Origin of the sequence: Mesorhizobium sp. 8 (assembly GCF_006351905.1) — a bacterium.
GTDB lineage: Bacteria > Pseudomonadota > Alphaproteobacteria > Rhizobiales > Rhizobiaceae > Mesorhizobium > Mesorhizobium composti.
The window spans coordinates 1,017,017-1,043,070 of the sequence record NZ_CP040914.1; the positions used below are offsets into that span (position 1 = coordinate 1,017,017).

Below are 26,054 nucleotides of genomic sequence, written 5' to 3' on the forward strand. Positions count from 1 at the left end.
TCCGATTGGGCCTTGCGCCGGAAGCGTCGAGAATATAGGGCTTCACGCGGTTCGGAGTGTAGCGCAGCCCGGTAGCGCACTTGACTGGGGGTCAAGGGGTCGTGGGTTCGAATCCCGCCACTCCGACCATTAACTTACTGAAATCATTAGAATTTTGCGATTGCCGCCCCAGCGGCATATCGTCAAATACGGAACAAAAGGCGTCTAAATCGCCGGTTCCGGTACACAGAGTCCCGAAAAACTCCCGAACCGAAAGCGCGAATGTTCCGCATTCGTGCCGTTCGGCGATTCGGGAAATCATCATCACAACAGGAGGGATCCTTGAGAATCCTCAGCATTGCGCCTGCCGCCTCGTCGGGCAGCGGGCGGTTTCCATGCGTCGCTGTATTCGATGCGGAGATAGGAGGCACGCTCCGCCTTTATAATCTTCGACTGCTTCGCTCGCCGGATGGACGCCACCTTACCTATGCGCCTGCCGTGCAGGGGAAGCGATGCGCGACCTTCGCGCCGGAACTAGCAGATCAATTGACCGCTGCCGCGACCGCAGCGCTGGGAGGCCGTGCAGCCGATGACGGACGATAAGAAAGAACCGCGCACCGCGAAGCCGGGCACGCTTCTGTCGCAGTGGTGGACGCTGGGTGCGATCCTAACGGACAACCGCACCGCCGGCCGTCACGCTGCCGTGGCATGGGTGATCATCGACCGGTACATACAGAAGAAGGGCAACGGCCGCGCCAGCGCTCGCTACCTCGCACAGGCTACAGGCATGGGCACACGCCACATTGTCCGCGCCTGCCGAGAATTGACGGAATGGGGCTATTTCGACCAGCACACAGGCAGCGGCACCCGGCCCACGGAATATACCCCAAAATGGCTTAGCGTATCCCCCATGGTGCACACTAAGGCAGATGTTCCTAGCGTATCCCCCATGGGAAACGCATGTGTATCCCCCATGGGAAACGCTACGGGTTCTAGCGTGTCCCCCGTGGGAAACGAATCCTGCTTACCGTGCCGGCTTACAAAGCCGGCGGACGGTGAAGTAGGAAATATAGATACCCTCGAACCCCCGGCTTCGGATGGCCTTACGGCCACCGCGCCGGGTTCGAGGGACCCGGAGAGCGCGTTCGATCGCTTCTGGATTGTATTTCCCCGCAAATATCAGAAGCCCAAGGCGCGGGCAGCGTGGGATAAACTTGCACCCTCGCCAGAGCTTGCCGAACGCATCGTGGAGGCGGCTGGCCGGTGGGCGGAGCACTACCGCGAGCACCCCGTCGACAAGAAATGGATCCCTACGCCGGCAAACTGGCTGGGCGGCGAGCGGTACGACGAAGACCTGCCGGAAGTCTATGTCGACGCGAAAGAAGCGGCCATCGCCAAGAAGAGGGACAAGGCGCGGAAGGCGGATTCGGAATCCCATGTGACGGGCCGCCAGCAGCCAGAGGAGCGCCCCATGCGCGTCGTCGATATTGTCAATGTCGATTTCTACGAGGTTTCGACAACGCACTCGATTTTCACCTTTACGTTCGCCGAGCGGGGCGAAGTGGAAAGATGGAGTCATGAAATTCATATCAACCATCCAGAGCAGGAAACGCAGATCGATGCGCAGAGAGAATTCAGCCGCATGCTCCGGGCGCTGGATGTCGAGAACGTCGAGAATGAGGAGCAACTGAAAGCCCTTTCCGGCCGGCCGATCACCGTCATGCCGCGGTACAGGGGCGGGCTGGACTATGCGCCGGCATCGGACGACCTCGCGGAGGCCGCATGATGGACGGAGAGGAAATGTATCACGCCTTCCTCGGCGCGCTCACCGACCACGTAGCCAAGCTGGCCGAAGACGCGCCGCGCGTTGGGGCGCTGATGCCGCTCGCGCCGTTCGACGCGGAGACGGTCGATGACGAGCGGGTTCGGGTCGTGGGTGTCGTCCACAACCCCGGCGCCGACTGCTTGGACTTTATAGTGCTCAAAACCCTCGATGGCGGCGAACTGATCCCGACGACTGAGGGCAGCGTCTGGCCGGTGTAGCGGTTTTACGGCGGGCACGTTAAAATTTGCGCGCCGGCATTCGGTTGCCGGTGCGTTCTCATCAGAAAGGATCAGACCTTGACCTCCACCACCGCAGACCCGACCGACCTGACCGGCCAACCCGCCAAGCACGATGGCGCATTACGCGGCAAGCGCATTAGCTGGGAAGAGCTTTATCGAGAGCGGCCCGATCTCAAGCCGGACAATCAGAACGACACAGATCAGCGGGAGGCGGCTTGACGTGTGCGCCCCCCCGCCTGCGGACGGTTATCGGGCGACGGTGCTGGCATCAACGCCCGCGTTTGGTTCTCAGCGGCGACGCCAACCGCAACGCGATACGCCGCATAACCGAAGATGGCCATCAGGATTAGCCGCACCATTTTAGCGCTCCCACCAGCGCGCACTACGGCTTTCCTGCTGGCCGAGCATCATGCCAATTGCCAAACCAAGCATACCACCGAGCAGAAGCGCACCGCTATGGGTACCTGGATTCTCACGCACCGTATCCGAGACAGTCTGCGCCTGCGTCTTCAGCGCCTCGGTGGTACGCGCTGCCCGATCGGCAGCAGCATCATACCAGCCGCTTGCCTCTTCGCCGACTTCCTCAGCCCGGCCGGCCATTTGGTTCGTCATCCGGGTTAGCTGCCGCTTCAGACTTGCGATTTCCTTTCGCAATGCCGCTTCGGTGTCATCGGTTAATTTCCGGGCGGCGTCTGCGACGCGCGATGTGTTGGTGTCTTCGTCGGCCATGTCGGCGATCCTCGTTGGTGTCAGCAAACAACGTTGCCGGCGTCGAAGCGTTCCTTCACCGATGTGGCGGGGGTATCGACGGCTCCATGGCCTTCCTGCTGGGGACCAGCGGCGAAGTCTAGCGTGATTGCAAATACAGTTTTTCCTATGAGGACTCACGCGCGCGCAAGCGCGTGCGCGCGAGGGGTGGGTCGAGGACCAGTGCCTCGACGGGGCGCACCGGCAGTTCAAGAAAATTCTCGCATCCGCAAAATTCGAAATTACGAGTCCCCGTTATCCACATGCGTGACACACAATATGTTGGGGTCACAAAAACGATAAAACCGAATCCTTGACGGGTGGGGGCGAGTCGCCTTTTATAGCTCTGCGTCCCTCGCGTGGACGTTCCCCTCCCTCGAAATTGCCAAGCGTGCGTTTTCTCGCATTTCCGCCCGTTTACGTGGCGGCGGGAAATCCACCTGAAAACGCTATAATAGATAGGAGGCGAGCAAAAGCGATGCGCATCGAGCAGTTTGCCCGGTGCGCCGACTGGAACAAATTAGCCGATAACACTATATTTAGTGTTTGCGACTAGGTCCGACACTAGATGATATAGGTTGACGTCTCATTGAGGCGCCAACTGGCAGCGTGACACCTGCCTATACCCGCCACGGAGGGTGGCGGTTTCGGGACGCGGCTATGGCCGCAAAACCAACTATGGCTGCGGGGCGCGGCCTTCTGGGGAACTTCAACATATGATTATTGACACATCGCCGGCTGCGCTGGCGAAGCAGCCTGATGCGTGGCAGCTTGCTGGCTTTCCGCGTAAGGGGCGCAAGGCCAACCTACCGAAGGGCTTTCGACTTTACAGCGGCGCGGAATGGATTCGCGATTTCAATGGCCTTCCCGCAAAGCTGACTCCTGAAGAGATAGAATTCGAGCGTCTTTATTGGATGCTCGACTTAGAAGCCGAGCCACCCGTAGCGGGCCGATACATGTCTCTGACGCAGCGCGTTCATCGGTATTGGGAAATCGATGAAACGTTCAAGGAGATAAAGAGCGGCATACGTGCCCCGAAAGTTTGCGTCCCGCGCATCCACGGTGCGCCGGTATTCTTGCCGAACCACGGCCCTTCTGTCGAGTGGATGGCGACGTCCAAGGCCATATGGGCGTCTCTTCCTGCGAACGATTCCGATATTTTCGACCGGCCTGCCGAAACAGAGAATCCGAAGCACGCAAAGCTCGCCACGGATTTAGCTCCGCTCCTGGAATGGGCACGCATGTCCCGCCCGACAGTAATGGATTCCACGAGCTGGTTGCAGGCCGACAATGACAACCATTTTGATGGCGAGGAAGCTGCGCCAAAGCCTGTTTCGAACCGCGAGCGACGTATTCGCCCCGGCTCGTCCTATAAAGAACTTCGCAGCTACATTGCCAAGGCCGGGCCGCTAACCGTCGTACGGCGCGCCCGTCTTGGTGACGGGGGCGATTGGGAGACGGTGCCCACGGACCCCGCATACCCGGCTCGCGCCGGAAAACTTCATCTTGCGAGCGGTAAGACGGAGTCTGCGGGTGAGCGGGTTGAAGCGGGCACAGTCCTCTATCAGGCCGAGAAATTCGGCGAACTGCTCGGCCCTGAGCCGGACGCCGCCGAGAAGGCACGCTGCCAGAGTTACTGGACAAGCCTGTTCACTGCGGGCGGAAAGGAAATCGAACCTGTCCGCTTCATCAAGCGCGGTAAGATGCGCCGAAAGGTACTCATTAAGCCGGAAGAGCAAAAGGCCCTCCTGGCCGGTCCGCTGCCGTCCACCACATTTTGCAGGCCCGGCCTGCCATGCGGCCATGAGGATATCGGTGCGCAGTTCGTCGGCGGTTGGATATCGGCGACGAAGGGTAAAGCCGGTGTCGAACGTTGGGAGGATGCATCCGACGAGATGGCTAGGCGGACCGAGTTTGACCGTTGGGCGAGGGCATTGGGACCGGAGATGGAGAAGGTGATGCATCTCGGCCTTGTCGCAGCAAACTTCCGCGAAATCGGCGAAGCATTCGGCAAGGAGGGGAAGAACGCCGAGCGCTACGGCAAGCGCCTGCTTATTGCCGCCAATAGCAACTCGAAAAAAATTCTGGCGGCATAGTCCCCTTTTCGCATCTGGGCGGCAATATCAGTAGGAAGGGTTGCCGCCCCACCCATTGCAACATCTTCCATCTTTGCGCCGTCCCCAGCGGCGCACGCCCGTCGTCGCCCCTTCACTGCGGCGGGCACCCCGCTTTTCGGTCAGTAGCCGAGGCGGGACCAATTGAGCGCCCTTCGGGCGTCAGTACCTTTCCGCGAGGTCTAGCCGCGGCGACCGCCGGTCACAAGGGCCGGCGGTTTCTTTTTGCATTCAACATTCGCATTTCGCGCATTTTTCCAACGAAAGGAGCCACTACATGGCCACCCTCGCCGCGACCGCCGCGGCTCTCGAAACCAACGGCGGCTTTCCTGCCGCACGAACGCGCACGGTTGCGCGTCGCCTTCTTGAAGACAATATCCTAACGCCCGGCGCACCTGGCATCGCCGTCGAGATCAACGAGTCGGACTTCGCGCTGCTTCTGCTGGCCATTGCGTCCGACGCGCCGCTCTCAAAGGTCACGAAGGCAACGACTGAACTGGCCAATACGGTGCCGAATGGCGTCGACGTGTCGGTGATGCCCGAGGCTGTCCGTCCTGCTGGTCGAACGGCCTTCGACGTTCTGTGTGACATAATTTGGGACGCCGCTCACGGCGACGGCCAGATGAAGTTCGACGTCGAAGTCGTCGCAACCTGGCCGGAGGTTGCCTTTCACGCAGCGGACGGCATTGCCCATTTCATGCCACCGGGCTCGCTGCCCGACCATTGGCAGTCGGCCAAGCAACGCCGGTCGACTGTAATTCCATACGTCGCGCTGTTCCTGGTCGCGCGCAATCTGTTCGGAGAAAATTGACATGGCACTGTTGAAGAAGGCCGCGCCAGCGGCCGAAGAATTCCGCGTTCCTTCCCTGGAAGAGTCGAGCACCGCGTATGCGGCGCTCATCGATAAACGCCAGGAACTCGACCAGCTACGCTCCGGCCTGGAGCGCGAGCGGTCGGATTTGATCCAGCAGATCGAGGCCGACACACGCACGGCCTCCACCGTGCGCGTTGCCGAACTGCTGGGCGACGAGGGCGACGGCTTTTCAAAATCGCACGCCCGTGCCCGCGTTGCCGAGATCGCTCGTCAGCTTGGGGACATCGAGCAGGCGCACCGAGTTATCCGTGAGCGCCTGTCAGTTGAGCGGGGTGCGGCAAGTGTGAAGATTTGCGATCAGGTGCGGGCAGAATACGGTCGGCGTGTTGCTGCGATTTGCAAGGCGCTGGAGGCGGCCAACGCTGCACACCGGGAGTATGAGCAATTGAAAAACGACCTTGAGGCCGAGGACGTTGCGTGGACGCGCCTGATGCCGATGCCGCCGCGTTTTCTTGGCGATGTGCGGGACGGGCATGTTCATCGCTATCTTCGTGAGGCAAAGGAGGCCGGATACTATGCTTGAGAAGGCCACCGAACGCCGCGGCAAATCCAGCCGGCGCATTGTCCTACCGGGCGGCGCGGTCCGATACACAGATACGTCCCCAGAGGCGATTGCGCGGACGCTTCGCAGCAAATCGAAGCTTGGTCGGCGAGAGGCCAGGTTAGATGCGGCGGAGAAAAAACTTGCCCGATAATACAATCAGCGGATTCGCCGCACGGTTCGGCGACGAGACGATCATCGCGGGCGAGTTTCGCGAAAAGCTGGCTCCGGGCGCCTTCGCCCGGACGCTGAAGGAAAAGCCCGATGTGGTGATGTTGCTTGACCATGATAGTGGCCGGGTGCTTGGCCGTGTGGCTGCTGGTACGCTCACGCTGCGCGAGGACCGGATCGGTTTATGGTTCAGCCTCGATGTCGACGCAACGACGCCAGAAGGTCAAACCGCGCTGGGTACGGTCGGGCGGCAGGATGTGCGCGGCTGTAGCTTTGGTTTCCGTGTTCGGGCCGAGGAATGGCAGGACGGTGGCGATCGGTTGCCGTTGCGCATCATTACCGACGTGGATCTATATGAGATTACACTGACCGCGTTTCCGGCATACCCAACCACCAGCGCCAGTCTCGCCCACACCAACGCTTCAGCCGTAGCGCGCCGTGTCCGCATGAGGGCTGAGATGGAGCAGAAGCTGCGCGGTATAGCATGACGGCGCGGCTGGCTTTCGTGGCCGCTTGCGCTGTTGTGCTCGCCCTGGTGATGGCCAGGTAGGGGGGGCGCGGGCGATCTCTTTTTTGGACGAATCCAGAGGAACGCGCGGACCCCTTTGCGCACGCGCGCGATGCCCCGGTTCAATTCAGATTCTCAGGAGTAAATAATGGCGACACCCAAACCGCCCGACCATTTGCGTGCCGCGACCAAGAGGTGGTGGCGGTCTGTAGTCGACGACTTCGATCTTGAAGCGCACCATCTTCGGCTCTTGACCCGCGCCGCAGAAGCTTGGGACCGCGGCGAGGAGGCGCGTGAGGCAGTCGCTCAGCACGGCTTGGTGTACACGGATCGCTTCGGCGCTCCCCGTGCCAGGCCGGAGGTGGCCGTCGAGAGGGACTCGCGCACTGGCTTTGCCCGTCTCCTTCGTGAATTGTCACTCGACGTCGACACGCCAGAGACGCCACGTCCGCCGCGTACTGCGGATTACGGGAGTCGGCGCTGATGCCGGTACGTAGGCGCAAGTCCAGGGCACGGCCGGATGAGGTGGCGGCGTGGTCGGGATACATGCTGTGCGGGGCCGATTTCTTCGACGACCTTGCCGGTGTCGGCCTGACCGAGGAAACCGCTGCCGCGCTGGCAGAGGTGACGTGGCACCGAATTGGTCTGGAAGTGCTGGCACACCTCGACCGGATTCATGTCGGTTTTCGGCCCTATGAGCGGCCAATTTGGGCGGAAGAACGTTTTGGGGCGCCGGTAAGGCGGGGTGGACCTAAATACGGCTTTTGATTAAATAATGCACTCGGGCCAGTTCATAAAGTCCTTGGCCATGCCACTCACGATAGTCCGCTGAATTCTCTACAATGTCCTCCCACCCACCGTGCCAATCTGACTCGGCCTCCACGAAAACGGGAGGCATGCCGTCGTTGAATTGATCTGCCGTGATGTCAATAATCAGCCCTTCGCCGGAAAGCCAAGCATGGGATTCACCGCTTCCGTCTTTGCGGGTTAGGCCGCACACGTAGCAAAATTTCCCAAGTCCCTTGTCGTGCAGGGCTGCGGCGAGGAGCATTGATGCATCGCCACAAGCGCCTTTAGGAAACTGCTGCAAGCCAATCGAGCGTTCCCCTGGGCTCAATTGCTCTAATGCTGAGCGCACGGATGTAGCGCACTGTCTTATCTGATCGACGGACATTCCGCATGCTCTTATTTTTGCGAATGTTGTGCGGTACGTGAAAACGTGCGTTGCATGTTTTGGCTACTGTAGCCAAAGTGACTGTGGCTGAAGTGGGGGATGGTAGCAGCCATCCCCCACCCCCTTCGGGGAGCCATCTGGAAAGATGAACGCCTACGGCTATGTCTTCGTTATGGACACCGTGGGCGTTCGTCCAGAAACTTCAATCTACAGCACAGATACGTCCCATGCCTGTTTTCCCGGGGCTTACCCACAGCGAATTTGTTCCCTGTGTGTTCTATTTTGCCTGGACTTTTGCTGAGAGGCGATCTGCGTGGCAGACTACGGTACCATAAGCCAAAGCCATCGTGGCATTGCGGCGACTCGCTTCACTGCTTGCAGCCAAGGTGCGGACGGGAAGCTGGAGGGCATTTTATCTGCTCACGCCTTTACTCTGGGCAATTGCGGGCAATCCAACGGATTTACGAAGATCGGCTGGGAAACCCATCCCCCATGATGGTTTGGACAGTGAGAACATTCAAAGAGGAGCCTAAGAACGTAGCAAAAGAACGTGGAAAGCATCCTGCACAGTCAGTCTGCCAACTTCGGCCCGGCCGAAGACTATGATACGAATGAGTCGTATCGTCCTTGGGAGGGGACTTTGAGCGACGAGCAACCACAGGCAGCCCCGTTTCGCGATCCATCTTTGATGGCTCTTGGCAGATTAGACGCATTTCTTCTTTTCGCCTTCTATCTGGCCGGACTCTTGTGGTCAGGATACCGATTGTTCCCGTTATTAGCGGCCCCTGCTCAGGATTCTTTAAAAGAGTTAATGATTATCGAGGTCCTCTCCCTTTCAGCGTTGGCAGGATCCGCGATATTTTACGCTAGAAAGCTTTATAAGGCGGGTATCAATCAAATTTATAATTTTTCACCAGACGGAATTACCGTAAACCGGCTGTCGACGATTGCTTACTTTATTCTGCGTATTCCGACTGCGATCGCAATTTCTTTGGTTCTCTACGGGATATGGCGAATAAGCATTGACTTGGCTGTCCAAAACGAATTCAGCGCAAGTAAGAGCTCTTCTCGCTATCTTTTTCTAGTTATGGGATTTTTTTCCGGCTTTTCCTCGGGAAGGATAATCACTTATTTCGAGACAGAAGGGCTGCGGTTTGCAACCCGGCCGGGCGAGATCAATGGTAACAGCTGAAACGGCAAGGCGCATTCAGGAACTAGAAAGACTTGCGGCCAGAATCCTGGCGCTAAAGCGTCGAGTGAGGCCGAGGAGGCCTATAGTAATAGAGTTTTCTGGCTCTCCAAAGTCGGGAAAAACATCCGCTTTGAATTCACTGGACATATTTTTACGACGAAATGGATTCCGAACGCGCGTGCTTACCGAGCGCGCAAGTGTCTGTCCAATTCCTAACAAATTTGACCCAGTATTTAATGTTTGGACAGGATGCGCAGCACTTAATCAGTTGATGGATACGATAGCAAACAATGCTCTGCGCGTAGACGTCATCATTATGGATCGAGGATTCTTCGACGCATTATGCTGGTTCGAGTGGCAAAGGAATAGCGGACTTCTTCGGAAAGACGATTACGAGAGGTTCACCAATTTCTTTTTGGCACCGAGATTTCGAATGGTCATCGATCTAGTTTTGGCGTTTGATTCTTCGCCTGCCACGTCGATAGAGCGCGAATACCGCAATCTGCTTACCAGGAAGGAGGGGAGCGTCATGCGGAAAGAGGTCTTGACTTCCTATCGTGAGATAGTTGCGCAATCTCTCAAAAAATATGAACAGATGTTTCGACAAGTAACAATGTCGAACACAGATGACAAGTCACAGGATGAGGTTAGTTACGACATAACCAAGCTTACACTAGAGAAACTTAGGGGAATTGCTGATGAGAGGATCGGACATATACCAAAAGCCAAAATTAGTTCTTCTCTCAGTTCGGTTTTTCGCTACGACGAGATTCGCGATGCGGTAGAAGACTCTATGGCTTACGCTGAGCGTGAGGCAGTTGAACACGACGGCAGCGTCCTGCAACTTCTCCCGGTCGCGGTCATCAAGCAGCGTGGGGAGTCGCGCATTCTGGTTGGTAGAAAAGCTGAAAAGGCGGTGTCTGCAAAGTCACCAGAAAGAAAGAAGACACTCGGCTATTTCGGCGGTCACGTAAGAGAGGAAGATTCGAATTTCCTTACCAGTAAGAATAATCTTGAAGTCCTCAGACAGTGCCTTTATCGCGAGGTAAAGGAAGAGATCGGAATCGATATAGATCCATCTGAGAACAATCCGCATTGTATTTGGGTCAGGGACGGAACCAGATCAGAAAATCATTTGGCTGTAGTGTTTGTTATTGAAAAAGACTTGCAGAATACTCGCGTAACAGTGGACGGAGAGGAGATGGTTCGCTATGAAAAGAAAGGAGTAACTGGAACCGGCGCTATATTGAGCGTCAGTGAAATCTTGAAGAGAGAAAAAATCGATAGTTGGACTAAGAATATCCTAGAAAAGATAATTGGTTCGCAGAATACAGAGGACGCCTATCAGAAAGGTTTGTTTTAAATTTTTCAAATTCAGATTGCCGGCGGCGTTCTCAGTTTGCGAAGCTTATACTAAAAGTCGAACGCCAATTGGCGCGGCAACGAGCGAAAGTGAGCGCAAACGCGCTCAAGACGCCCGAATCGGAAACGGAAGTAGGTCCGCACACTAACGACTTTTGACCTCAACGTTTTCATTGTTGACGCCTTCCTGTTCGTTGAAACGGGAATGAGCCCGCCACTCCAGTTAAGCCGAATGCCTAACCGGCGTTCGCGCGAGTGCGATCAAATGACCGATCAACTTACAGGTCGCCGCCGCAACCACTTATTCTTGTACGTGATTCAGGTTGCCCACGGCGAAAATTCTATCGCCATTCCCGCGATTCACAGGAGCAGGTTGCAAAGGGCCGGCGCTGGAAGGCGGAGAGTGGCGCCACTTAGCGCCGGCCAGCGTGCGGCCCAACGGTCCGCCGCATAGTTAGATTAGCTATCCCTTCCGCTGCGGCAACTGACGCGGCGCTCCATTCACAGGAAACCACCATGACAACCGACATCGACCGCGCCTTGGCGCGAGCGGACGCCTGCGCGACGGCTACGAGCCGTTTCTAATTTACGAATCTTTGATCACCACTGGCCTTGCGCTATGGGCCGCCGAAACAGGCAACGCGACCGCCGCGGACATAGCAGCCTAGAAGCGGCCAAGGCCCCCGCCAATCAGAACCGGCCTCAGGGCGGAAAGCTCGCCAACGCTCAGGCGCGGACAATGTAATCAGACAGGAAAAAAATGGAAAACAACGGAATCCAGATCGCAACGGTGGCAATGCTGCAAAGGTTTTTCGATCAATCGCTGCTCGCAAAACTCGCCGAGCGCGGAGCGATTACTGCGAAGGACGCAGGCGAAATTGCGGTTGGTTGCGCCGAGTTTGCGCACGAATTGGCCGACGAGCAAGATCGGACGCAAGTCGCCACGCTAATGGCTGTAAATTACGAGCAAATAGCCGAGGCGTTCCGAGAATAGGCGGCAAGCCAACTCCCGGCAATATCAAATTCAAGGCCCGCTTGGCGGGCCTTTTTCATGGACAGTTATATGACCCTTACTTTCAACGAAATTCTTCGCGACTTCGTGACCGATGGCGTGCCGTCTAGTGGCGCGTGGCGGGTTCAAAAGAAAGACTTCCGCGCCGCGCTTAACGCTCTGCAGACCGGAGACGCTAGCGGCCTCTACGACTTCATTCCGGCGTCCAATACTGGTGCCGGCACGGCAAATGCGCTGAAGGCAACTACCGCGGTTGCGCTGCCCGCGACTCCGAACGGCGCACTGCTGGCAGTTAACGTTTACGCAGACAACACGGCCTCGCCCGTCACCGTGCAGTTCAATGGCGGTACGGTCTATACGATTAAGACGAACAGCGGCAACGACGTTGCGCTAGGCGGCCTGAAGGCGGGCATGGTTGCTGCTGGTTATATCAGCGGTATGACGTTCCGTCTGCTGTCAGATCAGGCGAGCGCTGCGATCCAGGCGGCAGCGGAAGCGGCGCTGGCAGAGTTCAAGTCGCTCTACCTTGGTGCGCTCGCCGATGATGCTGCTGCAACCGCCGCAGCAGGCGGCGCTCCGGTCACTGGCGCTGAATATTGGAACACCACGGTTGGAAAGCGGCGGACCTATTCCGGGTCTGTGTGGGAGGATACGGCGGTAGCGCTGAATGACGGTGACGTCACCGAGCCGAAGTTGGCGGGCGCTCTTGCACTGAGCATGGCACCGGTGGTTGCCGATCGGGCCGCGCTCAAGGCTGTTGAGACGTCCCGCTATGGCAACGCTTCGCTCACTGGCGATGCCTTCGAATGGAACAGCGGCGATGTCTCGTCCACCGTGGCGCCTCGTTCGATCAACGCCACCGGAAGCAATCTGACTGACGAGTTTACAGCGGCGGGTCATCGCTTGCGCACTGGCGATCCTGTGATTCTGGCAACCGCCTTTGGTGGCTTGTCCGTGAATACCTACTACTATGCCATCCGGCTCGACGGCTCCCGTTTTTATCTGGCTTTGTCGGCTGCCAATGCATACGCCGGCACATTGTTGAGCATCAATGCAGACGGTGCGGTGACGCTGAAGGTGGTGCCGGATACGGTCGAGGGGGCCATTATCCTCAGATCCGGCGCCAACAAGGACGGCACCGGCGGCGCATGGCTGCGGCGAAAGAAACAGCCCGGCAACTTCTACGCCGCCGATTATGGCTGCGTAGCTGGTACTACTGACTGTCAGGCACTTGCCATCAACCGCGCGATGGACGCGGCGGAAGAGGCTGGCGGTGGCCTGGTGCTCTTGCCTCCCGGGTTCATTCGCATTTCTGACTACGAACTCCTGATGCGTAGGTACGTCCGGCTTCAGGGCGTTGACGTTGACGTAACGACGCTCGACGTGCGCCCCGCGACGACTGATCCGTTCCACGCACTGAACGCAAGCTGGCCCGATGCTGGTGACGTGGACAGCGACGGGTCTTTCCCCTACGACCGGATCATTGCGGCGGTTTCCGACCTGACCGTGCTCGGCTGGAACGCCAGTTCAGACTCGTCCACCAGAGGAGCGTTATTGCGCAATAACCAGAGGTCTTGGCCGTTCATGCGCAGGGTCAAGTTTTCTGGATTGACCGACAGCGGCCTCATCCTTGATGGGACCAACTGGAATGTCGGATTTGAGTGGGTCGAATTCGACGTATGTGGCCGTTTGCGCAGTGCCGCGACCGGCATCCGCGTGACGGCTGGCAGCGAGGCTCTGGCGGGCCTCTATTTCAGCCATGTGTTGGTCGAGGGGTGTGGCAATTCCACATCGGCTGGTGGCGGCATGGACGCGCCCTTGTCGAGCGCAAACGGCAACCGAGGCTGGTACTTCACAGACTGCCAATTCGAGGGCAATTTCGGCACGGCGGAAGCGCACTTCGTCAACGTCAACGGACTCAATTTCGTCGGCATGTACCATGAGCGTGTGAATGCCACGGGCAATCTTATCGGTTTCGAGATTGAGGATTGCACAGGACACTTCACAGGCGGAGAATTTCACCCCGAGGCGGGCTCACCGACTGTCGGATTGAAGTTCGTCGGGGCCTCCCGCTTCAAGGTTGATAGCGCCAACTTTGGCTCAAACTACAGCCAATACGCCATCACAGCCGGCAATTCGTCCTCGATCAAGGTTTTGAACTGCGGCGGCGCGACGACGAACGCCACCGAACTTGCCACTATCGACGTGCTTTGATCGGTGCGGGCTTGTGACCGAGCAGGGATGCCGAGGCTTCGATTTTCTAACGCCCCGACGATACGCCGAACGATCAATTCGACTGATAGGACTAGAGCGGGTTACCGCTTCGCCTTGCGCCACCCGGCGTCTCGCGCCTCAGCCTCGGAGCAAAACCACTGCTCGCCGTATTCCCGGCTGATCCTCGTCTCGTCGTAATGCTCTTGGCCAGGCACATGATAGATGTGCTCGCCGGTATCGATCGAGATGTTGCCTTTGATGTTGCAGCCTATGCCGAACAGTTCCGAGGGCGACGGCGCTGCATGCAGAATGTCGTCGCCGAAGTAGCCAAACCCGCCTGCGGCAAGAAGTACGATAAGAATTATCAGTGGCCCGGCACCTCGACGCCCGGAGCTCTGAGGAAGTGTCCGCATCCTAGCCGGCGCACCGTGCTTGATGCGACGGAACTTGTAGACGTTGTCCACCATGGCAACTCAATAGCAGCCAGCCATCAACGGCCGGTTGCTGCAATCTCGACAATTTAACCAAAAGGACCATCACCATGGACAACCACCGGCACCGACACGCCGTCAGGTGCCGGCAGTGGGGCAGTCAAGGTTGAATTCGTACTGTCCCTTAATCAACTCATAGCCGGAGAGGATTTTGCAGTTGCCGCGCCCTGTGTCGTCCAGATGCTTGCGCGCGGCAGCCTCCAACCGCTGTTCTGGCGTTGCGGTGTTGGCCAAGCCAAACGTTGCTCCCTGCACGAAACCAGCGCCGCCAACTTCCGAATTTGCATGATTTCCTCCCCAAACCCGGAGACATCGTCACGCCGGGTGGGGTATGTGTCAACGCCTCTTTCTGGTCTCGATTTCGGCGCGCTTCTTTGCGCGATATTCGGCGATAGCCTTTTGCTTCTCCGGCGATTGCGGGCCGAAATCGCGCTCTTCGAAATCTACGCCGTCAGCACGGAAGCGTTCTTCTTTGTCGATCCGATTCTCGATGCGCTTGCCGATCCAAACTTTCTCCTCCCCGTCAGGAACGGCGTTTATGCCCGGACCTGTCGCGCCCATGTACGACTCGTAGAACTTTGCGACCTTGATCACGGGCCGCCCGCCGTGCAGTGCATCGAATTTCGGGAATCCTCTGTGCTCTAAAACCGGCAAAACCTCCCGCTTCCATCTGGAGGCGTTCTGCTTTCCGACGATCGCGATGGCGATTTCCAGATCTGTCGCGAACAACGGGAGCTTTTCAAGGGCCGCGTTCGTGATCGTCCAATTGTTGTTGCTCATGTTCGCAGCCGCACGCCACTGTGGTTGATGAATTCGACGCCGGCAGCCTCTAATGCGGCCCGTATGGCGGTAAGGTTATTCTTGCCGGGCGTTCTGCGCCCCTTCTCGAAATCAATAATGACGCCGCGCGAGACTGATGCCGCTGCGGCCAGCACATTTTGGTCCATATCAACCAGGCTCCGGGCCGCCCGGCATTGGGCTGGCGTAATCGACATTATGTCCAACGTTGGATTCCATGTTGACTTCAAATTCAATGTATGACTTTATGTCCGACATTGAACTGACTTGCAACGAGGAGCCATGAACATGCCTAACAAATCCAAACGCCAGCCCTGCCTATGCGCGATCGGCCTCGGCGAACGCGAAACCGATCACCTCCCGTGCAGGTGCCGTGACAACCTCAAGGGCCGCAGCGCCATACGCGCTATCTTCGATGGCGAAGGGCGGTGGCTGGTGCATTGGAAGGAAGCGGATGGGAAAGAGTGGGTCGGAACGTACCGCTTAATGCCGTGCTGACCCTCGCCGAAGCCCACGCGCGTCGCCGCGATAATGCACGACGCCGGCCCGTCGACGCCGAGGACGCAGCCTTGCAACAGGAACTCGACGCCGTTCTTGCCGCACTGATCTACAAACTGGCGCGCCGAACCTAGGAATAGCCACGCGCCCGTGCCCGTCGCCGCGCCAACGGCGGCGGGCCACTTGACGACCGGTACATGAAACGTACCGAATATTGACAGCACCGGCCACCGGCACGCCATGGTGCCGTATAGGCATGGGAGGAACGATGAAGGCCGACAACGATAATATTCCCGCGCCACTGCTCTGGACGGCCAAGCAGACTGCTGCCGCGCTGGGCATTACGCCGAAGACCCTGCTCCTGCACGTCAAGAGTGGCGAACTCCCTTATGTGCCGATGGGTGCCGGCAGCGTCCGACCGCGCCACGGCTTTATTCCACACGACGTGGAACAGTTCATTGCTAAAAGGAGGACACGTGATTGTCCGTCTACCGGCCCAAGAACAGCCCGTACTATCAATATGACTTCCAAGTCGGCGGCCAGCGGTTTCATGGCTCTACGGGAAGCAAGAATGAGCGTGACGCCCGCGCAATAGAGCGGGACCAGCGCGAGAAGGCAAAAGCCGCCGTCAAGGCTGCGAAAGCTGCTGGCGGCGGACCGCTTACGCTGGACGATGCCGCTGCACGCTATTGGCGCGAAGTGGGCGAGCGTCACGCCAATTCCGAGACAACATGGACAGACCTTGGCAGGTTGGTCGACTATTTCGGCCCGGCCAAGCTGCTCGTGGACATCACAGACGACGATGTTGCGAAGCTGGTGCAATGGCGGCGCTCACATCACGCATGGGGCAAGGCCGAAACGAAAGACGGCAAGCCCATGCGGCTTGTGTCAGCGGCGACGGTGAACCGCTCCACGACACTCGTGCTCAAGAAGATGTTCACACGCGCAAAGCGGACATGGCGGCACACGTTCCCCGCCGAACCGAACTGGCGCGACCATTTTCTTGCCGAGCCGAAAGAGCGTGTACGCGAGCTTCGCAGCGGCGAAAGCTCTGCCCTACGGCTGGCAACGCGCAGCGACTATACGCCAATCTTTGAGTTCGCGCGTGCGACGGGCCTGCGCCTCGACGAGTGCCTTGTGCGCTGGCAAGAGGTGGATTGGGAAACCGGCTGGATCACCACGACGGGCAAAGGCGACCGGATGGTGAAGACCGCCATAACGCCGACCGTGCGGGCGATACTTCTGCCGCTGCGCAAACATCACGCCGAATGGGTGTTCACCTATGAGGCGCAGCGTGTGCGCAAGGTCGATGCCGGATACAAGGGCACGGGCGATGCGCGCGTGCGCGGCCAGCGCTACCCCGTAACCTATTCAGGGCTGAAGTCACAGTGGAAGCGTATACGCAAGGCGGCCGGCGTGCAGGACTTCCGGTTCCACGACTTCCGGCACGATCTCGCTACCAAGCTCCTGCGGGCAACGGGAAACCTCAAGAAGGTGCAAAAAGCGCTGTCTCATGCGGACATCAAAACCACCAGCCGATATGCCCATGTGCTCGATGAGGAGGTGGCCGCGGACTTGGAGGCGGTGCAGAAGCAAGGCACAAAGTCCCGAAAAAAGTCCCGAAGCGCTGGAAAGAAAGCCGGTTAGTTGTTACAAACACAACACAAACCGGATTTCGCCTCCTTTCCTGGGGGTCAAGGGGTCGTGGGTTCGAATCCCGCCACTCCGACCATTCTTTTCTCGCCCATCCGGGCAACCCCATCCTCACTATGATGGATATCGAAAGAGGCGGCCTGCAATGCCGCCTCCCCCGTTCGAGCATCCGCCAGCGCCCATTCAGCCCGGCGGAATTGCCGCATCAGTTCTGCTTGTGCATCGGCTTGTGGTGCTGCCCGTGCTTGCCGTGCCGGTCATGCTTCTTGCCGTGATGGCCGGCGCGCAGTTCCTTGCGGTCAAGCTTGCCGTCGTCGTTGCGGTCGAGCGCGGCAAATTCCTTTTCCTTCTGCTTCTGGATCTCGTCCAGCGTCACCTTGCCGTCGCCATTGACGTCCAGGCGGCGTTCCGCGCGGTTGGCCATCCGCTCGACCATGCGCTTCATGACCATGGCCTCGATCTCGTCGCGCGACAGCGTGCCGTCGCCGTTCGTGTCGGCGGCCTTCAACGCGTCCATCTTCGAGAACTGGGCGAGATCGACCGGACCACGCTTGAAGACCTTGGCATCTTTCGACGTTTCCGCCTTTTCCTGCACAACGTCGGACTGGTCTTCGCCCTGCGCGTATGTATATCCGACAGAAGTGATTGCAGTCAGGATGATAACAGATGCTGCGAGACGCTTCATTACTTCAACTCCACTTGTTTCCTCGTTCACGTCATGGGAGGACGCACACGCAATTTCGGAAAAACCGCATGAACCGGGGATGAATGCCGGGATTAAAGCTTTGTAATGTTAGAGTTTTCGGAAATACGGTACGGCTGAGGAAACCGCCGGGGACGATCTCCGCGATCGACGCCGCACCGTTCAATCCCGACGGCGGCTGAGAACGACAGTCGCCAGCAATCCCAGAACCACAAGCCCGACGGCGGCGGCGGTCGCGGGATGATCGCGGGCGGTGGATTCGAGCGCATGGGCGCGGCGGCGCAGACCGGGCAGCCGCTCGCCGATCATGTCCCTGAAGTCGGAAAGATAATCCATCGCGGCATCCCTGCCGTCGTCGTAATAGGCGCCGCCCCGCTTGGCGACATCCCGCTTCAGTGCGGAAAGTTCGCGCGAAAGGGCCGCGACCTGCCTTTCCAGATCGAGGTCGGTCAAATTGGAAAGCGAAGCCATGAGCATGTCCTTGTTACGAGAGGACATGAAACGCCACGCCATGGGGAAGGTTCCTGCCGCCCGGCGGATCTGGCGGCACCTTTGAACCCGATAAAATCTGCGAAGAGCCGTCAGCGCACCTGATCGAGCAGGCGCTTGCACTCGAGCAGGTCGAACAGTGCCTCCTGCAGCAGCGCGCGGTTGTCGCGCGACAGCCGCCCGCTGTCGGGCGCCACCGGCCCTTCTTCCTCAGCCTTGCCGAGGCCGAAGAAACGCCGGCTGGGCTTGACCTTGGGCTGGCCCACCAGCATCTCGTCGTCGCTGCCGCGCGGCTGCGCGGCCGGCGTCAGCGGCACGGCATCGGCCTGCTTGCGCTGCGCGATCGCCTCGACCGCCGCCATGTCGCCGTTGCCGATGGCGACGAGAAACTGGTTGCCGTTCTCGCGCAGCAGCTTCTGCACGCCCTTGATGGTGTAGCCCTGGTCGTAGAGCATGTGGCGGATGCCCTTGATGAGGTCGACATCCTGCGGGCGGTAGTAGCGGCGCCCGCCGCCGCGCTTCATCGGCTTGATCTGCGAAAAGCGCGTTTCCCAGAAACGCAGGACATGCTGCGGCAGGTCGAGATCCTCTGCGACCTCGCTGATGGTACGGAAGGCGTCGGGGCTCTTGTCCATGGGATGAATCCTCGGGCTGGACGAAGATACGGCATCATAGCGCCGAATCGAGCCTTATTTCAGCGGTTTGTTGACCGATATTCAAGCCTGGCGTCAAACACCGCCCGACTTGTCAACCACCATCTGCCGTTGCACGGATGGCTACTTGCCGCCCTTGGCCTTGTTCTGGTGCGCCTTGAGGATGCGGTTCTTCAAGACGTTCGACGCCTTGAAGGTCATCACCCGGCGCGGCAGGATCGGCACTTCCTCGCCGGTCTTGGGATTGCGGCCGATGCGCTCGTTCTTGGAGCGGACGTGAAACGTCGCGAAGGACGAAAGCTTGACCGTTTCGCCGCGCACGATGGCCGTGCAGATCTCGTCCAGCACCGCTTCGACGAGTTCGGCGGATTCCGTGCGCGACAGGCCGACCTTACGATAGACGGCTTCGGCAAGGTCAGCACGCGTAAGTGTCTTTCCCCCCATGCGACCGTCCCATCAGCTTAAATCGACAAATATACAAGGCGCGGCGGAGCGTAAGTAATTGAACCGCCTAGGTCAAGGACCGAACCGTTCGGTTCTCTCCTACCAGCGAATCAGCACCGCGCCCCAGGTGAAACCGCCGCCCATCGCCTCCAGCAACACCAGGTCGCCGCGCTTGATGCGACCGTCCGCCACCGCGATCGACAGCGCCAGCGGCACCGACGCCGCCGATGTATTACCGTGCAGATCGACGGTGACCACCACCTTCTCCTCGGCTATCCCGAGCTTCTTGGCGGAAGCGTCAATAATCCGTTTATTCGCCTGGTGCGGCACGAACCAAGCGAGATCGTCGGCGGTGATGCCGGCCTGGTCGAACGTCGCCTCGATCACGTCGGTGATCATGCCGACGGCATGCTTGAACACCTCGCGGCCTTCCATCCTGAGATGCCCGACCGTGCCGGTGGTGGACGGACCGCCGTCGACATAGAGCTTTTCGCGATGCGTGCCGTCGGAACGCAGGCTGGCGGCCAGCACGCCTTGGTCGGCGATTGTGCCCTCGCCCTCGCCCGCTTCCAGCACCAGCGCGCCGGCGCCGTCGCCGAACAGCACGCAGGTCGAGCGATCGGTCCAGTCGAGCAGGCGCGAGAACGTCTCCGAGCCGATCACCAGCACGCGTTTAGCCAGACCGCCGCGGATATAGAGGTCGGCCGTCGTCATGGCGTAGACGAAGCCGGAGCAGACCGCCTGCATGTCGAAGGCAAAGCCATGGCGCATGCCGAGCCGCTGCTGGATTTCCACCGCCGTCGCCGGGAATGTGTTGTTCGGCGTCGAGGTGGCGAGCACGATCAGGTCGATGTCGTCGGGCGTGAGCCCGGCGTTCTTCAGCGCCTCGCGCGCCGCCGCCTCGCCGAGCGACGCCGTCGTCTCGTCCTCGGCGGCGATGTGGCGCTGGCGGATGCCGGTGCGCTGGACGATCCACTCGTCGGAGGTTTCGACCATGCCTTCGAAGTCGGCATTCTTCATGATGCGGCGGGGCAGCGCGGCACCGGTGCCGCGCACGATGGATCTGATCAAGGTCTTGTCCTACCTGTCCTCGCCGTCGTCGGCGACGGCGGGCTTTCTCGTTAGCTGAGATTGCGGGTTGCGGGCATGAAACAGATCGAGATCCGCCTCGATGCGATCGAAAAGCCGGTTGCGCGCCATGTCGTAGGCAAGTTCCACCGCCGCCGCAAATCCTTCCGAATCGGCGCCGCCATGGCTTTTGACGACGATGCCGTTGAGACCGAGGAAAACGCCGCCGTTGGCGCGGCTGACGTCCATCTTCTCGCGCAGCGTGTTGAAGGCGCCTCTGGCGAACAGGTAGCCGATGCGCGCCATCAGCGTGCGCCCCATGGCGGCGCGCAGGTAGCCGGCGATCTGGCGGGCCGTGCCCTCGGCGGTCTTCAGCGCGATGTTGCCGGAAAACCCTTCCGTCACCACCACGTCGACCGTTCCCTTGCCGATGTCGTCGCCCTCGACGAAGCCGTGATAGGTCATCGAGGCCATGTCGGCCTCGCGCAGCATGCGCCCGGCCTCCTTGACCTCCTCCTGGCCCTTGATCTCCTCCACGCCGACATTGAGCAGGCCGACCGTCGGGCGCTCGATGCCGAACACGGAACGCGCCATGCCGGTGCCCAGGATGGCGAAATCGATGAGTTGCTGGGCGTCTGCCCCGATGGTGGCGCCGACGTCCAGCACCACGCTCTCGCCGCGCAGCGTCGGCCAGATGGCGGCGATCGCCGGACGGTCGATGCTGGCCATGGTGCGCAGGCAGAATTTCGACATAGCCATCAGCGCGCCGGTGTTGCCGGCCGACACGCAGGCATCCGCCGTTTCCGCCTTCACCGCCTCGATGGCCTTCCACATGGAGGACTTCCAGCGGCCGTGCCGCAGCGCCTGGCTCGGCTTGTCGTCCATCTTGACCGCGACGTCGCAATGAAAGAACTCGGATTTCTCCTGCAGCGCGGGGAATTTGGCGAGCTCGGGGCGAACCGCCTCTTCCCGCCCGTAGACGATGAAGCGGATGTCAGGACGGCGGACCGCGACCTGCGCAAGCGCAGGCACGACCACGCCCGGCCCGTGGTCGCCGCCCATGGCATCGATGGAAATCCTGATCAAGCTGCGGTCATCTCACGGTTGGCTTCGGGCGGCGCTCGCGTCGGCGAAAATAGCGTTTTTGCGCCGCCGCACAACGAATTTTCGAGTGCTTTGCCGACTTTCAGGAATTTCCCAGCAAGGATTTGAGCTTGCGCTGGAATTCGCTCTCGGCGGCCTCCTCGCCACCGTTGTCCAAGACGGCACCCGGCTTGTGCGGATAGGAGTCGATCGCCAGGCCGAAGAACTGCTCGGCCAGCGCACCGACATCGATCGAGTCGCCATTGAACGTCTCGGGAGCGTCCGGCCCCTCGGCGTCCAAGAGGATTTCGCCGCCACCCTCGAAGCCCAATCGGCCGAGCTTAGAGTCGTGCGGCAGGAACAGGCCCTCGACCGGTTCGTCGATATGGGCATGGACGGGATCGAGGCTCACCACGCAGGCCTGCGTGATATCGGCCTCCACTTTCCCGGCGACCTTCACCCCGTGGCGCTTCCACGGGCTCACCAGAAGGTCTGCCCGGTAGTTCTCGACCGACAGCAGGCCGTGTTCGCTCGCGAGCGCCTCGCGCTGCGCCGCATCCGCTTCGATTGTCACCGGCAGGCCGCTATGCGGCAGCCGTGCCACATGGGCCAGGAACGACACCGGGCTTTTCGGCTCCTCATGCTGCATCGCCACCTCCTCGGCTCGCCGCCGGAAACGCCATCCGGCCGGCACAGATATCGGCGACCGGCTGCGCCGCCAGTTCCTTCTCCACACGGAATGCGTAGGCAGCCAGTTCGGTTGCCTGCGCCCACTCCGCCGTATCCGGCCGCACGTTGCGGGCAAGGGCGGCGGCGAGTGCCCCGGCATCGGCCTGGTCGAGCGCATCGGAATAGGCGGCGGTGCGCCCGTAGAACATCTTGGCGAGCCGCTTCATGCGCTTGGGCACGCCCGGATCGCTGATGCCCAGTTCCCTCAGCGAATGCTCGACGTCGGTGAAGAACTCGTCGATCAGCACCTGCGCCACTTCGCGCGCCGGACCGCCCTCGCCGCGCAGCCGGTGCTGGAACAACAGCATGACGAGCGACAGCATCTCGAATCGGCCGAGCGGCGTGTCCGGCACCTGCCAGTCGGAATAAAACGTCTCCTGCCGCGCCGCCGCCACGATTTGACCGTAGAGCGCGTCGGTGATGGCGCGGTTGGCGCGGCGTTCGCGGCCGAACAGGCGCTGGAACATGGAGAGCGGTCCCCCGGTGACCTGTTTGTTGGGCTGGCGTTGTTGCATCGGTGGCTAAGCTGGTTTACCGGTTTTGCCGTCTCGTGCAAGCCAGAGCCGACGATCGACTTCGGACGCGGGCTCTAGAGAGACGGAATGGAGTTGTTGTTGCGCGCGCTGAATTTCAAGTCGAGGTTTTCGTCCGCCCCGGCCGGCATCGCTTCGATGCTCGTCATCGTCTCGGCGCTGTCAGCCTGCAATTCGTCCAAGATGTTCGGTGACGTCACGCCTGGCGAGACGCTGAACCAGGGCTACATCATGGACCAGCAGGCGATCGACTCCGTGCCTGTCGGCTCCAGCCGCGAGCAGGTGCTTCTGGCGCTCGGCTCGCCCTCGACCACCGCCACCTTCGACAACGAGGTGTTCTATTACATCTCACAGACCCGCAGGCGCGCGGTCGCCTTCGCCAACCCGTCGCTTGTCGACCAGAAGGTGCTGGCCGTCTATTTCGGCAAGGATGGCCGCGTCACCCAGATCGCCAATTACGGCCTGAAGGATGGCAAGATCTTCGACTTCGTTTCGCGCACCACGCCGACAGGCGGCAAGGACCAGAGCTTCCTGGCGCAGATCATCAAGGGTGCCGGCAAGCTCACGCCCGGCGCCGCCGGCAGCATGATAGGCGGCGGCTGACCGCTCTTCCCTTCGCAAACCGGGCATCCAAAAGCAAAACCCGCGGACTTCGATGAAGTCCGCGGGTTTTTCATTGGTCCGCGCGGCCATCGACCGCGCGGGATTTATCGAACTCAGCCGTGCGCCAGCACTGCCAAGAGAAGCAGGGCGACGATGTTGGTGATCTTGATGGCCGGGTTGACGGCCGGACCGGCGGTGTCCTTGTAGGGATCGCCGACCGTATCGCCGGTCACCGAAGCCTTGTGGGCATCGGAACCCTTCAGGTGCTTGACGCCGTCCTTGTCGGTGAAGCCGTCCTCGAACGACTTCTTGGCGTTGTCCCAGGCACCACCGCCGGAGGTCATCGAGATGGCCACGAACAGGCCATTGACGATGACACCGAGCAGCGAGGCGCCGAGGGCTGCGAAGGCCGAGGCCTTGGAGCCCGAGATCAAAAGCACGCCGAAGTAGACGACCAGCGGCGCAAGCACCGGCAGCAGCGACGGCACGATCATCTCCTTGATCGCCGCCCGGGTCAGCAGGTCGACCGCCTTGGCATAGTCCGGCTTGGCGGTGCCCTTCATGATGCCGGGGTTCTCGCGGAACTGGCGCCGTACTTCCTCCACGATGGAGCCCGCCGCACGGCCAACGGCCGTCATGGCGATGCCGCCGAACAGGTACGGGATCAGGCCGCCGAAGATCAGGCCGGCGACGACGTACGGGTTCGACAGGTCGAAGGAGACGGTGCCCATGCCCTGGAAGTAGGGATACTTGTCGCCGTTGGCGGCGAAGAATTCCAGGTCATTGGAATAGGCCGCGAACAGCACCAGCGCGCCGAGGCCGGCCGAGCCGATGGCATAGCCCTTGGTCACCGCCTTGGTGGTGTTGCCGACCGCGTCGAGCGCGTCGGTGGAGTGACGCACTTCGCTGGGCAGGCCCGCCATCTCGGCGATGCCGCCGGCGTTGTCCGTCACCGGGCCGAAGGCGTCGAGCGCCACGATCATGCCGGCGAGGCCGAGCATGGTCGTCACCGCGATCGCCGTGCCGAACAGGCCGCCGAGCTGGTAGGTGGCGATAATGCCGCCGACGATGACGATGGCCGGCAGCGCCGTCGATTCCAGCGAGACCGCAAGGCCCTGGATGACGTTGGTGCCGTGGCCGGTCACCGATGCCTGGGCGATGGAGTTCACCGGGCGCTTGTCGGTGCCGGTGTAGTATTCGGTGATGACGACGATCAGCCCGGTCACCAGGAGGCCGATCAGGCCGCAGATGAACAGGTTGGTGCCGGTCACGGCCATGCCGTTGGCGGTGCCGACCTCGTTCCAGCCGACCGTCATCGACGTGGCGGCGCCGAGGCCGACGACCGACAGGATGCCGGTGACGATCAGGCCCTTGTAGAGCGCGCCCATGATCGAGCCGTTGGAGCCGAGCTTGACGAAGAAGGTGCCGATGATCGAGGTGATGATGCAGGCGCCGCAGATGGCGAGCGGATAGACCATCACCTGTTGGAGGTTGGCTGCACCGGCGAAGAAGATCGCTGCCAGAACCATCGTAGCGACGACCGTCACCGCATAGGTCTCGAAGAGGTCGGCGGCCATGCCGGCGCAGTCGCCGACATTGTCGCCGACATTGTCGGCGATGGTCGCCGGGTTGCGCGGATCGTCCTCGGGGATGCCGGCTTCCACCTTGCCCACGAGGTCGCCGCCGACGTCCGCACCCTTGGTGAAGATGCCGCCTCCGAGACGCGCGAAGATCGAGATCAGGGAAGCGCCGAAGCCGAGCGCGACCAGCGCGTCGACGACCTCACGCTCGCCCGGCTGATGGCCGAGCGGCCCGGTCAGCACCAGATAGTATACGGAGACGCCGAGCAGGGCGAGGCCCGCCACCAGCAGGCCGGTGATGGCGCCCGACTTGAAGGCGATGTCGAGGCCGGCCGACAGGCTATTCGAGGCCGCCTGCGCGGTGCGAACGTTGGCGCGGACCGAAACGTGCATGCCGATGAAGCCGGCGGCACCCGACAGCACGGCACCGATCAGGAAGCCGATCGCGGCCGTGCCGGACAGGAGCCACCAGGCCAGCAGGAAGACGACGACGCCGACGATGGCGATGGTGGTGTACTGACGAGTGAGATAGGCCTGCGCGCCTTCGCGGATCGCAGCCGAGATTTCCTGCATGCGTGCATTGCCCTGATCCGACGCGAGTACGGACTGCGTCGCCCAGATGGCGTAGAGAATTGAAAGCACGCCGCAGAGAATGACGACATAAAGCATGGTCATTTGCGGATTTTCCCCGATGATGCCGGCGGCGGACGCCCCGACGTTGAAATCGGGACCGGATCCGCGAGCGAGCGGAAACCCGGCCCTCCGCAGGAGGCTTAG

At 60.4% G+C, this 26,054-nt stretch carries 31 protein-coding genes and 1 tRNA gene; 17 read left to right on the top strand and 15 right to left on the bottom strand.

All coding sequences use genetic code 11. The features are described 5' to 3' along the window. The first annotated feature begins 52 nt into the window (after window positions 1–52). The 4 genes from FGU64_RS04745 to FGU64_RS23205 all read left to right on the top strand — a co-directional run bounded on the left by FGU64_RS04745 (window position 53) and on the right by FGU64_RS23205 (window position 2,262). Window positions 53–129: transfer RNA gene (locus FGU64_RS04745), tRNA-Pro, on the top strand. A gap of 439 nt (window positions 130–568) precedes the next feature. Continuing rightward, a complete protein-coding gene (locus FGU64_RS04755; protein ID WP_139951093.1) occupies window positions 569–1,765 on the top strand; it encodes a hypothetical protein in 1,197 nt (398 codons plus the stop codon). Then, on the top strand, window positions 1,762–2,022 hold the full coding sequence (locus tag FGU64_RS04760) for a hypothetical protein (protein ID WP_139951094.1): 261 nt from the start codon (window positions 1,762–1,764) through the stop codon (window positions 2,020–2,022). The genes FGU64_RS04755 and FGU64_RS04760 overlap by 4 nt, the downstream gene beginning before the upstream one ends. Window positions 2,023–2,100: 78 nt before the next feature. Continuing rightward, window positions 2,101–2,262 carry a hypothetical protein gene (locus FGU64_RS23205; RefSeq protein ID WP_180375633.1) on the top strand — a complete coding sequence of 54 codons (162 nt, stop codon included), beginning with the start codon at window positions 2,101–2,103 and terminating at the stop codon, window positions 2,260–2,262. A 141-nt stretch (window positions 2,263–2,403) separates the two neighbouring features. On the opposite strand, the gene FGU64_RS04765 is transcribed toward FGU64_RS23205, so the two are convergent. Further along, on the bottom strand, window positions 2,404–2,772 hold the full coding sequence (locus FGU64_RS04765) for a hypothetical protein (RefSeq protein WP_139951095.1): 369 nt from the start codon (window positions 2,770–2,772) through the stop codon (window positions 2,404–2,406). Between the two features lie 734 nt (window positions 2,773–3,506). Here FGU64_RS04765 and FGU64_RS04770 point away from each other — a divergent pair. The 6 genes from FGU64_RS04770 to FGU64_RS04795 all read left to right on the top strand — a co-directional run bounded on the left by FGU64_RS04770 (window position 3,507) and on the right by FGU64_RS04795 (window position 7,766). Next, window positions 3,507–4,886 (top strand): hypothetical protein, encoded by a 1,380-nt coding sequence (locus tag FGU64_RS04770; protein ID WP_139951096.1) that lies wholly within the window; start codon window positions 3,507–3,509, stop codon window positions 4,884–4,886. 295 nt (window positions 4,887–5,181) lie between these two features. Further along, window positions 5,182–5,715 (top strand): hypothetical protein, encoded by a 534-nt coding sequence (locus tag FGU64_RS04775; protein WP_139951097.1) that lies wholly within the window; start codon window positions 5,182–5,184, stop codon window positions 5,713–5,715. A 1-nt stretch (window position 5,716) separates the two neighbouring features. Further along, window positions 5,717–6,301 (top strand): hypothetical protein, encoded by a 585-nt coding sequence (locus FGU64_RS04780; RefSeq protein ID WP_139951098.1) that lies wholly within the window; start codon window positions 5,717–5,719, stop codon window positions 6,299–6,301. 161 nt (window positions 6,302–6,462) lie between these two features. Next, a complete protein-coding gene (locus tag FGU64_RS04785) occupies window positions 6,463–6,978 on the top strand; it encodes an HK97 family phage prohead protease (RefSeq protein WP_246671243.1) in 516 nt (171 codons plus the stop codon). A 168-nt stretch (window positions 6,979–7,146) separates the two neighbouring features. Further along, the gene (locus FGU64_RS23815; protein ID WP_139951100.1) at window positions 7,147–7,482 is read left to right on the top strand and encodes a P27 family phage terminase small subunit; all 336 of its coding nucleotides are present in this window, start codon (window positions 7,147–7,149) and stop codon (window positions 7,480–7,482) included. After that, entirely contained in the window at window positions 7,482–7,766 is a 285-nt protein-coding gene (locus tag FGU64_RS04795) for a hypothetical protein (protein WP_139951101.1), read from the top strand. Before FGU64_RS23815 ends, FGU64_RS04795 begins: the two co-directional genes overlap by 1 nt. Here the strand turns inward: FGU64_RS04795 and FGU64_RS04800 are convergent. Further along, window positions 7,750–8,172 carry a hypothetical protein gene (locus FGU64_RS04800; RefSeq protein WP_139951102.1) on the bottom strand — a complete coding sequence of 141 codons (423 nt, stop codon included), beginning with the start codon at window positions 8,170–8,172 and terminating at the stop codon, window positions 7,750–7,752. The two genes, FGU64_RS04795 and FGU64_RS04800, sit on opposite strands and share 17 nt — an antisense overlap. A gap of 550 nt (window positions 8,173–8,722) precedes the next feature. Here FGU64_RS04800 and FGU64_RS04805 point away from each other — a divergent pair. The 4 genes from FGU64_RS04805 to FGU64_RS04820 all read left to right on the top strand — a co-directional run bounded on the left by FGU64_RS04805 (window position 8,723) and on the right by FGU64_RS04820 (window position 13,952). Next, entirely contained in the window at window positions 8,723–9,364 is a 642-nt protein-coding gene (locus tag FGU64_RS04805; protein ID WP_139951103.1) for a hypothetical protein, read from the top strand. Then, complete coding sequence (locus tag FGU64_RS04810) at window positions 9,351–10,727, top strand: NUDIX hydrolase (RefSeq protein WP_139951104.1); 1,377 nt, start codon at window positions 9,351–9,353, stop codon at window positions 10,725–10,727. Before FGU64_RS04805 ends, FGU64_RS04810 begins: the two co-directional genes overlap by 14 nt. A 759-nt stretch (window positions 10,728–11,486) precedes the next feature. Next, the gene (locus FGU64_RS04815; RefSeq protein ID WP_139951105.1) at window positions 11,487–11,720 is read left to right on the top strand and encodes a hypothetical protein; all 234 of its coding nucleotides are present in this window, start codon (window positions 11,487–11,489) and stop codon (window positions 11,718–11,720) included. A gap of 69 nt (window positions 11,721–11,789) precedes the next feature. Then, complete coding sequence (locus tag FGU64_RS04820; protein WP_139951106.1) at window positions 11,790–13,952, top strand: hypothetical protein; 2,163 nt, start codon at window positions 11,790–11,792, stop codon at window positions 13,950–13,952. A 101-nt stretch (window positions 13,953–14,053) separates the two neighbouring features. Here FGU64_RS04820 and FGU64_RS04825 read toward each other — a convergent pair whose 3' ends face one another. From FGU64_RS04825 to FGU64_RS04835, 4 genes are all read right to left on the bottom strand, one after another. After that, a complete protein-coding gene (locus FGU64_RS04825) occupies window positions 14,054–14,419 on the bottom strand; it encodes a hypothetical protein (RefSeq protein ID WP_246671244.1) in 366 nt (121 codons plus the stop codon). A 102-nt stretch (window positions 14,420–14,521) separates the two neighbouring features. After that, window positions 14,522–14,677, bottom strand: coding sequence for a hypothetical protein (locus tag FGU64_RS23210; protein ID WP_180375634.1), 156 nt, complete (start codon window positions 14,675–14,677; stop codon window positions 14,522–14,524). A 102-nt stretch (window positions 14,678–14,779) separates the two neighbouring features. Further along, window positions 14,780–15,223: a hypothetical protein gene (locus FGU64_RS23215; protein ID WP_180375635.1), complete on the bottom strand. Its 444-nt coding sequence runs from the start codon at window positions 15,221–15,223 to the stop codon at window positions 14,780–14,782. Then, window positions 15,220–15,390, bottom strand: a complete 171-nt coding sequence (locus FGU64_RS04835) for an XRE family transcriptional regulator (RefSeq protein ID WP_348639783.1) — start codon at window positions 15,388–15,390, stop codon at window positions 15,220–15,222. The genes FGU64_RS23215 and FGU64_RS04835 overlap by 4 nt, the downstream gene beginning before the upstream one ends. A 315-nt stretch (window positions 15,391–15,705) precedes the next feature. On the opposite strand from FGU64_RS04835, the gene FGU64_RS23220 reads away from it, so the two are divergent. Then, entirely contained in the window at window positions 15,706–15,873 is a 168-nt protein-coding gene (locus FGU64_RS23220; RefSeq protein ID WP_180375636.1) for a hypothetical protein, read from the top strand. A gap of 346 nt (window positions 15,874–16,219) precedes the next feature. Beyond that, the gene (locus FGU64_RS04840) at window positions 16,220–17,386 is read left to right on the top strand and encodes a site-specific integrase (RefSeq protein ID WP_139951107.1); all 1,167 of its coding nucleotides are present in this window, start codon (window positions 16,220–16,222) and stop codon (window positions 17,384–17,386) included. A 211-nt stretch (window positions 17,387–17,597) separates the two neighbouring features. Here FGU64_RS04840 and FGU64_RS23820 read toward each other — a convergent pair whose 3' ends face one another. The 8 genes from FGU64_RS23820 to FGU64_RS04880 form a co-directional block, all read right to left on the bottom strand. Next, a complete protein-coding gene (locus tag FGU64_RS23820) occupies window positions 17,598–18,077 on the bottom strand; it encodes a calcium-binding protein (RefSeq protein WP_139951108.1) in 480 nt (159 codons plus the stop codon). Window positions 18,078–18,257: 180 nt separating this feature from the next. Then, window positions 18,258–18,566: a hypothetical protein gene (locus FGU64_RS04850; RefSeq protein ID WP_139951109.1), complete on the bottom strand. Its 309-nt coding sequence runs from the start codon at window positions 18,564–18,566 to the stop codon at window positions 18,258–18,260. 110 nt (window positions 18,567–18,676) lie between these two features. Beyond that, on the bottom strand, window positions 18,677–19,219 hold the full coding sequence (locus tag FGU64_RS04855) for a MerR family transcriptional regulator (protein ID WP_136353394.1): 543 nt from the start codon (window positions 19,217–19,219) through the stop codon (window positions 18,677–18,679). A gap of 141 nt (window positions 19,220–19,360) precedes the next feature. Continuing rightward, window positions 19,361–19,681 (bottom strand): integration host factor subunit alpha, encoded by a 321-nt coding sequence (locus FGU64_RS04860; protein ID WP_136353392.1) that lies wholly within the window; start codon window positions 19,679–19,681, stop codon window positions 19,361–19,363. 99 nt (window positions 19,682–19,780) lie between these two features. Beyond that, a complete protein-coding gene (locus FGU64_RS04865) occupies window positions 19,781–20,752 on the bottom strand; it encodes a beta-ketoacyl-ACP synthase III (protein ID WP_139951110.1) in 972 nt (323 codons plus the stop codon). A 9-nt stretch (window positions 20,753–20,761) separates the two neighbouring features. Beyond that, entirely contained in the window at window positions 20,762–21,835 is a 1,074-nt protein-coding gene (gene plsX, locus FGU64_RS04870) for a phosphate acyltransferase PlsX (protein WP_139951111.1), read from the bottom strand. A 100-nt stretch (window positions 21,836–21,935) separates the two neighbouring features. Then, window positions 21,936–22,481, bottom strand: a complete 546-nt coding sequence (locus FGU64_RS04875; RefSeq protein ID WP_139951112.1) for a DUF177 domain-containing protein — start codon at window positions 22,479–22,481, stop codon at window positions 21,936–21,938. Continuing rightward, window positions 22,471–23,028: a ubiquinol-cytochrome C chaperone family protein gene (locus tag FGU64_RS04880; protein ID WP_139955267.1), complete on the bottom strand. Its 558-nt coding sequence runs from the start codon at window positions 23,026–23,028 to the stop codon at window positions 22,471–22,473. Before FGU64_RS04880 ends, FGU64_RS04875 begins: the two co-directional genes overlap by 11 nt. A 147-nt stretch (window positions 23,029–23,175) precedes the next feature. Between FGU64_RS04880 and FGU64_RS04885 the strand changes: the two genes are divergently transcribed. Beyond that, window positions 23,176–23,697 carry an outer membrane protein assembly factor BamE gene (locus FGU64_RS04885; protein WP_136353989.1) on the top strand — a complete coding sequence of 174 codons (522 nt, stop codon included), beginning with the start codon at window positions 23,176–23,178 and terminating at the stop codon, window positions 23,695–23,697. Between the two features lie 113 nt (window positions 23,698–23,810). On the opposite strand, the gene FGU64_RS04890 is transcribed toward FGU64_RS04885, so the two are convergent. Beyond that, the gene (locus FGU64_RS04890) at window positions 23,811–25,952 is read right to left on the bottom strand and encodes a sodium-translocating pyrophosphatase (RefSeq protein WP_139951113.1); all 2,142 of its coding nucleotides are present in this window, start codon (window positions 25,950–25,952) and stop codon (window positions 23,811–23,813) included. Window positions 25,953–26,054 lie beyond the last annotated feature (102 nt).

Coding starts and splice junctions, on each gene's coding strand:
- FGU64_RS04755 (WP_139951093.1), top strand. CDS start 569: ATGACGGACGATAAGAAAGAACCGCGCACCGCGAAGCCGGGCACGCTT.
- FGU64_RS04760 (WP_139951094.1), top strand. CDS start 1,762: ATGATGGACGGAGAGGAAATGTATCACGCCTTCCTCGGCGCGCTCACC.
- FGU64_RS04765 (WP_139951095.1), bottom strand. CDS start 2,772: ATGGCCGACGAAGACACCAACACATCGCGCGTCGCAGACGCCGCCCGG.
- FGU64_RS04770 (WP_139951096.1), top strand. CDS start 3,507: ATGATTATTGACACATCGCCGGCTGCGCTGGCGAAGCAGCCTGATGCG.
- FGU64_RS04775 (WP_139951097.1), top strand. CDS start 5,182: ATGGCCACCCTCGCCGCGACCGCCGCGGCTCTCGAAACCAACGGCGGC.
- FGU64_RS04780 (WP_139951098.1), top strand. CDS start 5,717: ATGGCACTGTTGAAGAAGGCCGCGCCAGCGGCCGAAGAATTCCGCGTT.
- FGU64_RS23815 (WP_139951100.1), top strand. CDS start 7,147: ATGGCGACACCCAAACCGCCCGACCATTTGCGTGCCGCGACCAAGAGG.
- FGU64_RS04795 (WP_139951101.1), top strand. CDS start 7,482: ATGCCGGTACGTAGGCGCAAGTCCAGGGCACGGCCGGATGAGGTGGCG.
- FGU64_RS04800 (WP_139951102.1), bottom strand. CDS start 8,172: ATGTCCGTCGATCAGATAAGACAGTGCGCTACATCCGTGCGCTCAGCA.
- FGU64_RS04810 (WP_139951104.1), top strand. CDS start 9,351: ATGGTAACAGCTGAAACGGCAAGGCGCATTCAGGAACTAGAAAGACTT.
- FGU64_RS04815 (WP_139951105.1), top strand. CDS start 11,487: ATGGAAAACAACGGAATCCAGATCGCAACGGTGGCAATGCTGCAAAGG.
- FGU64_RS04820 (WP_139951106.1), top strand. CDS start 11,790: ATGACCCTTACTTTCAACGAAATTCTTCGCGACTTCGTGACCGATGGC.
- FGU64_RS04825 (WP_246671244.1), bottom strand. CDS start 14,419: ATGGTGGACAACGTCTACAAGTTCCGTCGCATCAAGCACGGTGCGCCG.
- FGU64_RS23215 (WP_180375635.1), bottom strand. CDS start 15,223: ATGAGCAACAACAATTGGACGATCACGAACGCGGCCCTTGAAAAGCTC.
- FGU64_RS04835 (WP_348639783.1), bottom strand. CDS start 15,390: ATGGACCAAAATGTGCTGGCCGCAGCGGCATCAGTCTCGCGCGGCGTC.
- FGU64_RS23820 (WP_139951108.1), bottom strand. CDS start 18,077: ATGAAGCGTCTCGCAGCATCTGTTATCATCCTGACTGCAATCACTTCT.
- FGU64_RS04850 (WP_139951109.1), bottom strand. CDS start 18,566: ATGGCTTCGCTTTCCAATTTGACCGACCTCGATCTGGAAAGGCAGGTC.
- FGU64_RS04855 (WP_136353394.1), bottom strand. CDS start 19,219: ATGGACAAGAGCCCCGACGCCTTCCGTACCATCAGCGAGGTCGCAGAG.
- FGU64_RS04860 (WP_136353392.1), bottom strand. CDS start 19,681: ATGGGGGGAAAGACACTTACGCGTGCTGACCTTGCCGAAGCCGTCTAT.
- FGU64_RS04875 (WP_139951112.1), bottom strand. CDS start 22,481: ATGCAGCATGAGGAGCCGAAAAGCCCGGTGTCGTTCCTGGCCCATGTG.
- FGU64_RS04880 (WP_139955267.1), bottom strand. CDS start 23,028: ATGTTCCAGCGCCTGTTCGGCCGCGAACGCCGCGCCAACCGCGCCATC.
- FGU64_RS04890 (WP_139951113.1), bottom strand. CDS start 25,952: ATGACCATGCTTTATGTCGTCATTCTCTGCGGCGTGCTTTCAATTCTC.